This is a genomic window from Brevundimonas diminuta 3F5N (assembly GCF_900163625.1).
Taxonomy (GTDB): Bacteria; Pseudomonadota; Alphaproteobacteria; order Caulobacterales; family Caulobacteraceae; genus Brevundimonas; species Brevundimonas diminuta_A.
Genome location: NZ_FUIE01000049.1, coordinates 47,416 through 59,844, shown reverse-complemented (window position 1 = coordinate 59,844; position 12,429 = coordinate 47,416). Strand labels below are relative to the sequence as shown.

At 66.2% G+C, this 12,429-nt stretch carries 12 protein-coding genes; 5 read left to right on the top strand and 7 right to left on the bottom strand.

All coding sequences use genetic code 11. The annotated features are described in order from the left end of the window. Positions 1–98 precede the first annotated feature (98 nt). Complete coding sequence (gene fumC, locus FM111_RS09440) at positions 99–1,490, top strand: class II fumarate hydratase (RefSeq protein WP_087140703.1); 1,392 nt, start codon at positions 99–101, stop codon at positions 1,488–1,490. Positions 1,491–1,585: 95 nt separating this feature from the next. On the opposite strand, the gene FM111_RS09435 is transcribed toward fumC, so the two are convergent. Next, positions 1,586–1,981, bottom strand: a complete 396-nt coding sequence (locus FM111_RS09435; RefSeq protein ID WP_087140702.1) for a YccF domain-containing protein — start codon at positions 1,979–1,981, stop codon at positions 1,586–1,588. A 96-nt stretch (positions 1,982–2,077) separates the two neighbouring features. Beyond that, positions 2,078–2,311 (bottom strand): DUF2171 domain-containing protein, encoded by a 234-nt coding sequence (locus FM111_RS09430; protein WP_087140701.1) that lies wholly within the window; start codon positions 2,309–2,311, stop codon positions 2,078–2,080. 85 nt (positions 2,312–2,396) lie between these two features. Here FM111_RS09430 and FM111_RS09425 point away from each other — a divergent pair, with 85 nt between their 5' ends. Together FM111_RS09425 and FM111_RS09420 are read left to right on the top strand one after the other, a co-directional pair. Beyond that, a complete protein-coding gene (locus FM111_RS09425; protein WP_087140700.1) occupies positions 2,397–2,990 on the top strand; it encodes a glutathione S-transferase family protein in 594 nt (197 codons plus the stop codon). Then, the gene (locus tag FM111_RS09420; protein ID WP_087140699.1) at positions 2,990–3,178 is read left to right on the top strand and encodes a DUF4169 family protein; all 189 of its coding nucleotides are present in this window, start codon (positions 2,990–2,992) and stop codon (positions 3,176–3,178) included. Before FM111_RS09425 ends, FM111_RS09420 begins: the two co-directional genes overlap by 1 nt. A gap of 4 nt (positions 3,179–3,182) precedes the next feature. Here FM111_RS09420 and FM111_RS09415 read toward each other — a convergent pair whose 3' ends face one another. Next, a complete protein-coding gene (locus FM111_RS09415) occupies positions 3,183–4,481 on the bottom strand; it encodes a diguanylate cyclase domain-containing protein (RefSeq protein ID WP_087140698.1) in 1,299 nt (432 codons plus the stop codon). Positions 4,482–4,658: 177 nt separating this feature from the next. Between FM111_RS09415 and FM111_RS09410 the strand changes: the two genes are divergently transcribed. Then, positions 4,659–5,588: a YihY/virulence factor BrkB family protein gene (locus tag FM111_RS09410; RefSeq protein WP_256968171.1), complete on the top strand. Its 930-nt coding sequence runs from the start codon at positions 4,659–4,661 to the stop codon at positions 5,586–5,588. Here FM111_RS09410 and FM111_RS09405 read toward each other — a convergent pair. Beyond that, a complete protein-coding gene (locus FM111_RS09405) occupies positions 5,554–5,799 on the bottom strand; it encodes a sulfurtransferase TusA family protein (RefSeq protein WP_087140697.1) in 246 nt (81 codons plus the stop codon). The genes FM111_RS09410 and FM111_RS09405 overlap by 35 nt on opposite strands. Next, positions 5,796–6,290 carry a CinA family protein gene (locus FM111_RS09400; RefSeq protein WP_179205070.1) on the bottom strand — a complete coding sequence of 165 codons (495 nt, stop codon included), beginning with the start codon at positions 6,288–6,290 and terminating at the stop codon, positions 5,796–5,798. The genes FM111_RS09405 and FM111_RS09400 overlap by 4 nt, the downstream gene beginning before the upstream one ends. 73 nt (positions 6,291–6,363) lie before the next feature. Between FM111_RS09400 and FM111_RS09395 the strand changes: the two genes are divergently transcribed. Next, a complete protein-coding gene (locus FM111_RS09395; protein ID WP_087140695.1) occupies positions 6,364–8,640 on the top strand; it encodes a spermidine synthase in 2,277 nt (758 codons plus the stop codon). 10 nt (positions 8,641–8,650) lie between these two features. Here the strand turns inward: FM111_RS09395 and mfd are convergent, their stop codons facing one another. Together mfd and FM111_RS09385 are read right to left on the bottom strand one after the other, a co-directional pair. Then, positions 8,651–12,100 carry a transcription-repair coupling factor gene (gene mfd / locus FM111_RS09390; RefSeq protein WP_087140694.1) on the bottom strand — a complete coding sequence of 1,150 codons (3,450 nt, stop codon included), beginning with the start codon at positions 12,098–12,100 and terminating at the stop codon, positions 8,651–8,653. Beyond that, entirely contained in the window at positions 12,100–12,429 is a 330-nt protein-coding gene (locus tag FM111_RS09385; RefSeq protein ID WP_087140693.1) for an FAD assembly factor SdhE, read from the bottom strand. The genes mfd and FM111_RS09385 overlap by 1 nt, the downstream gene beginning before the upstream one ends.

Here is a 12,429-nt window from a genome sequence, read left to right as displayed (position 1 = left end):
CCGCCTTTCGTGATGTGCGGCTCGCCTTGCCCCGCCGCGTCTGCGTGCTACACCGCCCGGCATCTTCCCGCCACGCCTGAGAGACGAGTCCCGCGCACATGAGCAACGTTCGTATCGAAACCGACACCTTCGGCCCCATCGAGGTCGCCGCTGATCGCTACTGGGGCGCGCAAGCCCAGCGCTCGCTCGGGAACTTCAAGATCGGTTGGGAGAAACAGCCCCTGCCGGTCGTGCGTGCTCTGGGCATCGTCAAGCGCGCCGCCGCCGAGACCAACCGCGATCTGGGCAAGCTGGACGCCAAGCTGGCCGACGCCATCATCGCCGCCGCCAATGAAGTGATCGAAGGCAAGCTGAACGACCACTTCCCGCTGGTCGTCTGGCAGACGGGTTCGGGCACCCAGTCGAACATGAACGCCAATGAGGTGATCTCGAACCGCGCCATCGAGATGCTGGGCGGCGAGATGGGCTCCAAGAAGCCGGTCCACCCCAACGACCACGTCAACATGAGCCAGTCGTCGAACGACACCTATCCGACGGCCATGCACGTCGCCTGCGCCGAGCAGGTGGTCAACGACCTGATCCCCGCCTTGAAGCACCTGCACGCTGCGCTGGACGCCAAGGCCAAGGCCTGGGCGCACATCATCAAGATCGGCCGCACCCACACCCAGGACGCCACGCCCCTGACGCTGGGCCAGGAATTCGGCGGCTACGCCCACCAGGTCGCCATGGGCATCGAGCGCATCGAGCAGACCCTGCCGCGCCTGATGGAGCTGGCCCAGGGCGGCACCGCCGTCGGCACCGGCCTTAACGCCCCGATCGGCTTTGCTGAAAAGGTCGCGGCCCAGATCGCAGGCATCACCGGCCTGCCCTTCACCACGGCGCCGAACAAGTTCGAGGCCCTGGCCGCTCACGACGCCATGGTCTTCACCCACGGCGCGATCAATACGGTCGCCGCCTCGCTGTTCAAGATCGCCAACGACATCCGCTTCCTGGGTTCGGGCCCGCGCGCTGGACTAGGCGAGCTGTCGCTGCCGGAAAACGAGCCGGGCTCGTCCATCATGCCGGGCAAGGTCAACCCGACCCAGAGCGAAGCCCTGACACAGGTCTGCGTCCAGGTGTTCGGCAACAACGCCGCCTTGTCGTTCGCCGGCTCGCAAGGCCATTTCGAGTTGAACGTCTATAACCCGGTGATGGCCTACAACTTCCTGCAATCGGTCCGTCTGGTCGCCGATGCGGCCATCAGCTTCACCGACAACTGCGTCGTCGGCATCGAGCCGCGCGAGGACAACATCAAGCACGGCCTGGAAAACAGCCTGATGCTGGTCACGGCCCTGAACGCCAAGCTGGGCTACGACACCTGCGCCAAGATCGCCAAGACGGCGCACAAGAACGGCACCACCCTGCGCGAGGAAGCCGTCGGCGGCGGCTATCTGACGAACGAAGAGTTCGACGAGTGGGTCCGCCCCGAGAAGATGATCTCGCCGCAGTAAGCCGCGCTTAGCGCCAGACATGAAGACGCCGGCCGGGTTCGCCCCAGCCGGCGTTTTTCATGCCTGCTTTTGCGCGAGTCTGACGGACGCCGCCGTCAGCCCCGGTCCCGGATCGTCCGCCCCACTGGGGCCAGCGACAGCTTGGCCAGTTCGACGTTCTTCAGCGCGAACGGAATGCCAATCAGGCTGACGAACTGCGGGACGGCGATCAGAAGATGCGCCAGGGCGATGTACCATCCCGCCAGCACCAGCCAGATCACGTTCAGCCCGACGCCCAGGCAACCCGCGCCCAGGTCAGCCGGGTTCGGATCGCGCCAGACGATCTCGCGCCCGAACGGCCAGAAGGAATAGCTGGCGATGCGCCATGCCGAAAACGCCCACGGCAGGCCCACGACCGTCAGCGCCAGCAGCAGCCCGCCAAACAGCCAGGCCAGGCCCGAAGCGAAACCGCCCAGGAAGAACCACAGCAAGTTCAGGATCAGTCGGATCAAGTCTGTCGCCCCTTCGCGTCAATCACACCCTCTATATGGCGAAAGGCCCCGCTGATTGCAGCAGGGCCTCCGGTGAAATCGCGGTAAGGCGGCGCTTTAGTGTTTCTCGGTCCAGCGCGCCTTGGCCTCGTCCTTCGTCATGTTCAGATGCACGTGCTCATCCACGCGCGTGACCCAGGTGACGGGGATCATGTGGTGCTTGAGGCCTGAACCCAGATCCAGCTTGGCCAGTTCGATCTGGTCGCCCATCACATGGTCCACGCGACCGACATGACCGCCGTCCGAACCGACGACTTCCTGATGTTCCTTGATCATCGAGGCGTTTATCATTGACGCTCTCCGTTACTATGGGGACCGCCTCGGAACGGCCCGGCCGTTAGAGGGTTCACCGCAAAGCCAGGCGAGGAAGTTCACAATGTCGATGATCGTTCATCACGCGCCGCAGTCACGCTCGACCCGCCTTCTGTGGTTGCTGGAGGAGCTGGGCGCGGACTATCGCGTCCACTACGTCGATATTCTGCGGCGTGAGGGCCAGGGCCGAACCGATCCGGCCAACCCTCATCCGTTGAAACAGGCCCCGGCGCTCGAAGTCGACGGGCAGGTGCTGATCGAATCAGTGCTGATCTTCCTGTTCCTGACCGACCGCCACCCTGATGCGGGCCTGGCGCCGGGACCGGCCGACCCGCGCCGGGCGGAATATCTGTCGTGGCTGGGCCTCTACAACAATGTGCTGGAGACGGTGCTGACCTCCGGTCCGCCCGCCAGTTGGAACGAGACGCAGAAGGCCGCCTATACCGAGTTGGACCGGCGCTGGCGCGCGGCGATCCAAGACGGCGGCTTCATCCTGGGCGACTTCTCCGCCCTCGACATCCTGTTCGGCAGTTTGCTGCAATGGTTCCGCGCGGCCATGCCCGCGGGCGAACCGTATGACGCCTATGTCCAGCGCATCGGCGCGCGCCCAGCGCTGAAGCGCGCCTGGGCCAAGGACAGCCCGGACGGTCATGTCTGATGGGTGAGATCGTCAACCTGAACAAGGCGCGAAAGGCCCGTGACAAAACCGCCGCCAAGCGCACGGCCGAAGCCAACCGCCTGACCTTCGGCCGCACCCGCGCCGAACGTGACGCGGCCAAGGTCGAACGCGAGCGTGACGCCATGCGCCTGGACGGCCACAAGCTGGACGACGACACCGACGCCTAGAACGTCATGATACCTGGGCCGAAGCGCGCTCCAGCAAGGCGGTCGGAGTTTCATCCGGCTGCATCTCGGCGACGCCGACATCGAGCTCAACCACGAAAGGCGAGCGGTTCGGCCCCGCGTCAAAGGCGGTGCAGGCGATCACCGCCGCGATCCGTTCCGCCGTCAGGCGCGCTGCAGCGTGATCCGTCGCGGGCAAGGCCAGGGCGAAGGTTTCCGACGACAGACGTGCGGCCGTGTCCTCCACCCGCACCAGACGCGACACCATGGCGCCGATCTGAGGCATGGCCCGCTCCAGCCACCCGCCCGTGCGAACCGCCGCCATGGTTTCACTATCCGGCACGCGCAGGACGCACACGGACAGGCGTCGGCTCCGTTCACGCGCGCCCTTGGCGAGGCGCGCCAGATGCGCCGCGAACAGGTCGCGACTGAACAGTCCGGTCTCGGGATCCATCAGGTCGCAACCACGCACGGCGTCCAGAGCCCGCCTCAAGCCCTGCCGACGGCGATGATTACGCGCCAGGGCCAACACCCGTTCAGCAGCTTCCTCCTCTGAAGTCTCTGCGGCGGCGACGTCAGCGAAGCCTCGTTCGAACAGGGCCGCCAGGTCAGGCTCGACCTTCTCGCGCAGATAGAGGGTCAGGGGGATATGATAGAGGCGCGTGTTGCGACGCATGCCCGCCGCGATCGACAAGGCCGGCGCATGGTCCCGATCCCCCCACAGCACGGCGGCGTCGAAGGCGCGCTCATGCAGATAATCGAAAGCCGTATAGGGGGTCGGCGCCGCCACAGCCTCTGCGCCCGCCGCCGCCAGGGCGTTGGACAGGGCCAGGAAACGGCGATCCGCCGCGCCCGCCGTCAGCACCTGTAAAGGCGTGTCGCCCATCGTCGGCTCGGGCAGGTCAACGCCATGAGCCGCAAACGTCGCCTGACGCAGCCTGAATTCTTCCTCTGCCACCGCAGCGCGCGTCAGCTGCTCCAATCGGAAGGCCGTCTGCAGCGGATGGGGATGCGTCGACACAACCAGGTCGCATTCCTCGCCTCCGCGCTCTGATGCGGCGCCCAGGCCCAGTATCGACAGATAGCGCGGAGCGGCGGCACGGCGCAGGCGCTCCAGCCCGCCTTCAGCAAGGCTCTTCAACTCAACCACGGCCGCATCCACCGGCAGGTCCGACACCGCCAGAAGCGCGGCTTCAAGCGAGCGCGCGGTGACGGTGCGCCACCCCAGTCGGTCCAATCCTTCGCAAAGCGAGCCAAGCTGATCGTCGGCGTCGGAGACGACCAGAACGCGCGGATCCGATTCCAAACACTGTCTCCTTGGCCTGGACGGCTCGCCCCCGCGACCGCTCCAGAGCCGCCATGATACCGGCGCCGACGAGGCCCGCAATGGGCAAGGCAGATCATCCGATGACGACATTGGGACTTCTCACCTTGCTGCGAATGGGGTTAATCCGCCCCCTTCGTTGACGATCGAGACTGCCGTTTGACCTTTTCCAAGCCGATCACGGCCCAACCCCGGCTCTGGCTACGCCTGATGACGCGGGCTTTCAGCCGTAGCTGGGGTCGCGACGTCATGCTCTATACGGGCGGCGTGTCCTTCTTCGCCCTGCTGGCATTGTTCCCGGCCATCGCCATCCTGATCGGCTTCTACAAGGCCGTTCTGACTATCGGACAGGTCAGCGAGCAGGCCGCCGCCCTGGCGGATGTCATCCCTTCGGCCGCGCGCACTCTGTTCCTGAATGAAATCGACCGTCTGGCGAACGCCTCGGCCCGCACGGTCTCGGCTCAGAGCGCCATCGCCCTGGTGATCGGCGCCTATGCGGCGCACCGTGGATTCAAGGCCCTGCTGGCCGGATTGAACCTGATCCACGACGAGACCAACCCGCTCGGCTTCTTCAAGTTCAACATGCTGGCCTTCCTGGTCGCCCTGGCGGCCTTCGTGCTGTTCACTATCGTCTCGGGCGCCGTGGTGACTTCACGCCTGATGGAGCACGCCTATGCCGATCAGCCCGTCGGCTGGCTGGCCCTGCCGCTGGACGGCCTGTGGCCTGCGCTGGGCCTGTGGCTGGGGCTGACCATGCTCTATCGCTACGCCATGGCCCACGCCAAACGCGTAGCCTGGAAGGCCGCCATCATCGGCGGACTGGTGGCCACCGTCATGTCCACCTTCTTCTCCTGGCTGTGCACCATCTATGTCGAGCAGATTGTTCACCTGGGCGCGACCTATGGCTCAGTCGGCGCCGTGGTGGTGCTGCTGATCTGGCTGTCGTGGAACGTCAACGCCGTCTTCTACGGCGGCGCCTTCGCCACAGAGCTGGAAATTGAGTGGGAGACACGCGCGGTTCCGCCCGAACCGACCGCCCTGCCCGACACGGTCGTCAACCTGTCGGAGCGGCGCCAGTCTCGACAGTGATGCTCAGGACGCCGTCCGTCTCGTCGATCTGAACCACGCGGCCGCCCAGTTCCTGCATCAGGAACGGCACATCAATCCGCGCCATGGCGTCCGTGGCCAGCAGGGTCAGTTGGACGCCCGGCGCCCGCCCTTCCAGCGCCTTGCGAAGACGCAGACTGGGGACCGGGCATTTGTGCCCGCGCGCATCCACTGTCATCATAGCCTCGCTCATTCCGACACGGCGTCCATCAGCAGCCCCAGGGCCATCCGCACGCTTTCCAACCGGATCGCATCGCGTCCGATGTCGCCGAAGCGTTTCTCCAGATGCACGGTCCGGCCATTCGGGCCATGCGCGGCGAAATGCACCAGTCCCACAGGTTTCTGCGGCGAGCCTCCTCCAGGCCCGGCGATGCCCGTCACAGACACGGCGATTGAGGCCCGCGAGCGTGTCACGGCGCCTTCCGCCATGGCGCGGGCCGTCGGTTCGGACACGGCGCCGAAGCTCGCCAACAGGTCGCTGTCCACGCCCAGCATCTCGACCTTGGCCTCATTGCTGTAGGTGACGAACCCGCGATCCAGCACGGCGGACGATCCTGCAATCGCCGTCAACGCGCCCGACACCAGACCGCCGGTACAGCTTTCAGCCGTGGAGATCATCAGGCCAGCAGCTTCCGCTCGACGAATCACGGCCTCGGCGATCGCCTCGATGTCCTGCGGCAACATAGGAATTCGCTCCGTCCACGAGTCGTCATAGCCTCACCGGACGGAATCAGCCGCCCGACGTCGAAAGCAGCGAATGACCGATCAAACTCTGACGCCGGCGCATCGCAGCGTCGATGCGATAACACCTGCGGCCTTCGCCGTCGCGGTCTTCACCTCGGCCAGCCTGGTGTTCGTCGTTCAGCCGATGACGACCAAGCTGGTGTTGCCGCTGCTGGGCGGATCGCCGTCGGTGTGGAACACCGCCATGGTCTTCTTCCAGGCGGCGCTGCTGGCGGGCTATCTCTACGCCCACCTGCTCCAACGCATTCCGTCGATACGGGTGCAGGCGACGATCCATCTGGTGTTGCTGGCGGCGGCGGCCGTCTTCCTGCCGCTCAGCATCACCCAGGCGCTTGGCGATCCTGATCCGGCCGCGCCGATCGGCTGGCTGCTCGGCGCCCTGGCGCTGTCGGTCGGCGCCCCGTTCGCGGTCCTGTCGGCCACGGCCCCCCTGTTGCAGGCCTGGTATGCGCGTGTTCGTGCAGGGCGACCCGACGGCGCGAACCCCTATGTCCTCTACGCCGCCTCCAACCTGGGAAGCTTCCTGGCCCTGTTGGCCTATCCCGCCCTGATCGAACCGCTGGCCTCCCTGTCGGGACAAAGATGGGGCTGGACGGTGGGTTACGGCGTCTTCGCGGTCATGCTGGTGGGCCTCACGATCCTCATGCCGCGCGCTGCGAGCATCGCCCAGCCCAAGAAAGCCGCTGACCGCAGCCCGCCCATTCCCTGGCGTCGGAAGATCGTACTGGTTCTGCTCGCGGCGGCTCCATCCAGCCTGATGCTGGGCGTCACCGCTCACCTTTCGACGGACGTGGCCTCCGCTCCCTTCCTCTGGGTCGCGCCCCTAGCCCTCTATCTGCTGACCTTCGTCATCGCCTTCCAGGCGAAGCCGTGGATTCCGCTGCACATCACCCTGATGCTGCAGGCCTTCCTCACGGTGCTGATCGCCGCCCTGGTCGGAATGACGACGGGTCAGTGGCTGGCGTTGCTGGGCCTGCACCTTCTGGGCTTCTTCGTCACCGCCCTGATGTGCCACCAACAGATGGCGGCGCGGCGTCCGGCGCCGGACCGATTGACCGAATTCTACCTGTTGCTGTCGCTGGGCGGCGTGTTGGGCGGCGCCTTCACCGCCCTGATCGCGCCGGTCGTGTTCGAGACGGTGCTGGAGTATCCGCTCGTCATGGTGCTGGTCTGCCTGGCCCGTCCCTGGCTGGGCGATCGTCCAGCCAAGCATGAATTCTGGCTGATGGCCGCCGGTTTGGTGATCGCCCTCTTCGTCCCCCTGCTGTTCGAGATGCTGCGCTACAACCCGTCTCTGAGAACGGCCTTCAGCGAGTTCGGCCTGACCGCGACGGCTCAGATCATCCTGGGCGTCGCCGCCATCCTCGCCTTCGTGGTTCGGGATCGAGTGCTGATGTTCACGGCTGTGGTCGCAGCCATGACCCTGTCCGCCCATTACATCGGCCGCGGCTATGACTGGAGCCTGTCCGAGCGCAGCTTCTTCGGCGTCATGCGCGTGGCGGTCACGCCCGATCCCAAGATGGGCGGCGACATCCATGTGTTGATGCACGGCACCACCCTGCACGGCGCCCAGGCGCGCCATCCGAACTTCGCCTGCGCCCCGACCATGTACTACGCCCGCACCACGCCCTTGGGCCAGGCGGCGGAGCTGATCCAGGCTCGCAGCCCAGCCGCCGTCATCGGCGTCGTGGGTCAGGGTTCGGGCGCCATGGCGGCCTACAAGCGCGCCTCTGACCAAATGACCTTCTTCGAGATCGACCCCATGGTCGACCGCATTTCACGCGATCCGAACTGGTTCACCTTCATCTCGGATTGCGCCGACGGGCCTATCCGCACGGTGCTGGGCGATGCGCGGCTGACGCTGAACAAGGAGCCTCGCGGCACGTATGACCTGCTGGTCATCGACGCCTTCTCGTCCGACGCTGTGCCGACCCATCTGCTGACCCGCGAAGCGATCGAAGGCTATCTGAAGCTGTTGAAGCCGACAGGCGTCGTGGTGCTGCACTTGTCCAACCGTAACCTGGAGATCACCCTGCCCGCCGTCGCCGCCGCACGCGAATTGGGCGCGGCCGAACTGCATCAGGTCTACGTCGAGAACCCCGAGGCCGCGCTGATGGCCGAGGCTTCGACCGAAGCTCTGGTCATCTCGCCGACCGCCGAGGGACTGGCCGACTTCAAGGCCGACGGCCGCTGGCGCAAGCTGGAGCCGACCGAGGTGCGGCCGTGGACCGATGACTACGTCAACCTGTTCGACGCCCTGATACGCAGCATGAAGGCTCGCGTCGACTGAGGTGCGGGGGCTAGGCCGCCCCCGCCACCCGCGCCAGATCGGCGGTGATGCGCTCGGCCACCTTCAGGCGGTCCTCCGGCGTCGGCCAGTCGCCCTTCACGACGATCTTCTGATCCGGGCGGATCTTCCAGAAGCCATGATTCTTCTGGATCAGGCCGACCAGCCCCATCGGATTGGGGAAGGTGTTGTTGCGCAGGGTCAGCACCGCGCCCTTGGGCCCGATGTCGATCTTTTCGATCATGGCCGTGCGGCAGTTGGCCTTGACGCCCACGATCCGCAGAAGCTGCTGCGCTTCGTCCGGCAGAGGGCCGAAGCGATCGATCAGCTCGGCGGCCATGGCCTCGCGATCCTCCATCTTCTCGGCGTCGGACAGGCGACGATACAGGCTCAGACGCACGTTCAGGTCCGGGACGTATTCCTCCGGAATCAGGACAGCTGCGCCAACGTTGATCGAGGGCGACCAGCCGCGATCCGGGGCCGCCTCGCCCTGCTCGCGTAGTTCGGCGACGGCGTCCTCCAACATCTGCTGATACAGTTCGACGCCCACCTCGCGGATATGCCCCGACTGTTCGTCGCCCAGCAGGTTGCCGCCGCCGCGCTGGTCCAGATCGTGGCTGGCCAGTTGGAAGCCTGCGCCCAGATTGTCCAGCGACTGCAACACCTGCAGACGCCGCTCCGCCGACAGGCTCAGCGGCTTGGTCGGATCGGTCGTCAGATAGGCGAAGGCCCGCGCCTTGGACCGGCCGATCCGGCCTCTGATCTGGTGCAGCTGAGCCAGACCGAACATGTCGGCGCGATGCACGACAAGCGTGTTGGCCGTTGGAATGTCGATGCCGCTCTCGACGATGGTGGTCGAGACCAGGACGTCATATTCGCCATCGTAGAAGGCGCTCATGACGGCTTCCAGTTGGGTCGGACTCATCTGGCCGTGGCCGACGACGAACTTCACTTCGGGCACCTGCTCGCGCAGGAACCGCTCGATGTCGGGTAGATCCTTTAGGCGCGGCGCGACGTAATAGGCCTGACCGCCGCGATACTTCTCGCGCAGCAGGGCCTCGCGCACCAGCACCGGATCCCACGGCGTGACATAGGTCCGCACCGCCAGACGATCGACCGGCGGCGTGGCGATGATGGACATCTCGCGGATGCCCGACAGCGCCATCTGCAGCGTACGCGGGATCGGCGTGGCGGTCAGCGTCAGCAGGTGAACATCGGCCCGCAGGGACTTCAGCTTCTCCTTGTGCTTGACGCCGAAGTGCTGCTCCTCGTCCACGATGACGAGGCCCAAATCCTTGAAGCCGACCTGATCGGCCAGCACGGCATGGGTGCCGACGACGATCTCGAAACTGCCGTCCTTCAGGCCCGCGCGCGTCTCGTTCGCGTCCTTGGCCGTGACCATGCGCGACAGGTGACGCACCTTGATCGGCCAGCCTGCAAAGCGTTCGCTGAAGGTCTTGAAGTGCTGGCGCGCCAACAGGGTCGTCGGGCAGACGATGGCGACCTGTTGGCCTGTCATGGCCACGACGAAGGCGGCGCGCAGGGCGACCTCCGTCTTGCCGAAACCGACATCGCCGCAGATCAGGCGATCCATCGGCGTGCCCTTGCCCAGGTCTTCCAGCACGTCGCCGATGGCGTTCAGCTGATCGTCCGTCTCCTCATAGGGGAAGCGGGCGCAGAACTCGTCGAACAGGCCCGCGGGCGGCACGATGGCGTCGGACACGCGCAACGCCCGCTTGGCCGCCAGCGCGATCAACCCCTCGGCCATGGCGCGCAGGCGCTCCTTGGCCTTGGCCTTGCGCGCCTGCCAGCCGGCACCGCCCAGTCGGTCCAGTTGAACCCCTTCGGCGTCCGTACCGTAGCGGGTCAGAAGGTCAATGTTTTCAACCGGCAGGTAGAGCTTGCTCTCACCGGCATAGAGGAGTTCGAGGCAGTCGTGCGGCGCCTCCTGAATCTCCAGCGTCCGCAGCCCCTCATAGCGCCCGATGCCGTGATCCAGGTGAACGACCAGATCGCCCGCCGTCAGGGCCGATGCCTCGGCCAGGAAGTTGGACGCCCGCCGCTTGCGCTTGGGTCGCGCCAACCGGTCGCCCAGAATGTCGGTCTCGGAAATGACGGCCAGATCGTCGGTGGCGAAGCCATGCTCGACCGGCAGCACCGCGCGCAGGTAGATGCCGTCGGGCGCCCCCCGCACATCATCCCAGTCGCGCACCGCCACGACGTGCGTCAGGCCGTGATCGCCCAGCATGGCGGCCAGACGCTCGGCCGAGCCTTCGGACCATGAGGCGAACAGGACGCGCTTGCCCTGCGCCTTCAGCGCCTCGGCGTGTTGGGCCACGGCGGCGAATAGGTTGACGCTGTCCTGCGATCGCTCAGCAGCGAAGCTGCGGCCCAGGCGGCCGCCTGCATCCTCGCCCGAACCGGCGGCCAGCGGCGACAGGCGGCGCACGGCGCGCCCGACCAGCGCGCTGTTCCAGTCGCCGTCGTCCAGATAGAGCCGCGCGGGCGGCAGGGCGCGATAGGCCGCCCCGCCCTTGCCGCGCGCCGCCTCCTTACGCGCCTCATAGGCGTCGACGGTCAGGTTCCAGCGCTCGCCGCGCGCTTGCTCCGCCTGACTGTCCAGAAAGACCGGCGCCGTGTCCGGCAGGTAGTCGAACAGCGTATCCAGTCGGTCGTAGAACAACGGCAGCCAGTGTTCGACGCCCTGACGGCGTGCGCCCTCGCTGACGGCGGCGTACATGGGTTCATCACCCGGCGCGCCGAACAGGTTCAGATAGCCGCTACGGAAACGCGAGATGGAATCTGCATCCATCAGCACTTCGGACACCGGCGATAGAGAGACAGCCTTCAACTGACGCGTCGAGCGCTGGGTCTCAGGATCGAAGGCGCGGATCGATTCCAGCTCGGAGCCGAACATGTCGAGGCGCACCGGCTCCTCGAATCCCGGCGGAAAGACGTCGATCACCCCGCCGCGAATGGCGTACTCGCCGCGTTCGGACACGGTCGACGCGCGCACATAGCCATTGGCCGTTACGTAACGCTCCAGAGCCGCCGTATCGAGATCGGCGCCGACCCTGGCCGCGAAGCCGGCGCCGGTTACAGCGCTGCGCGGCGGCGTGCGTTGAGCGGCGGCGGCCACGGTGGCGATCACCAGCAGCGGCGTCCGGTCCGACGGATCACGCGCGGCCAGCCGCGTCAGCGTCGCCATACGCTGCGCCGCGACCGAGGCCGTCGGGCTCAACCGGTCATAGGGCAGACAGTCCCATGACGGATACTCAAGAACTTCAACATCCTTGGCGAAGAAACGGAATGCCTGGATAAAGTTTCCTGTGCGCTGATAGTCACGCGCGACGAACAGGGCGACGCCGCCCTGGGTCTTGATCCGCTCGGCGACGATCAGGGCGTCCAGCCCCTCCGGCGCGCCGCCCAGTTCCGCGTCGATCCGCGCCAGCGCCGCGTCCATCAACCGATGCCCTTGGCCACTTCGGCCGCAACATGTTCGCGCATGAAGGCGCGGATACGGGCCAGCATGGGCCCTTCGAACTCGGGCGGGGTTGGTTCACGCTCGATGATCCAAGCGTAGAGGTACTGGTCCTCTTCATCCAGCAAACGCTCGAACTCGGTCAGTTCATTGTCGTTCAGCGTCGGCGCAACCTGATCGGCGAACGGGCCCAGCACCATGTCCGCCTCGCGGAAGCCCCGGCGCCAGGCGCGAAAGACGATGCGGCCCAGGCGCGTCTTGCGGTCGTCAGAATTCAGGGCGTCCTCGGGACGTGCGTCGATATCGGCCAC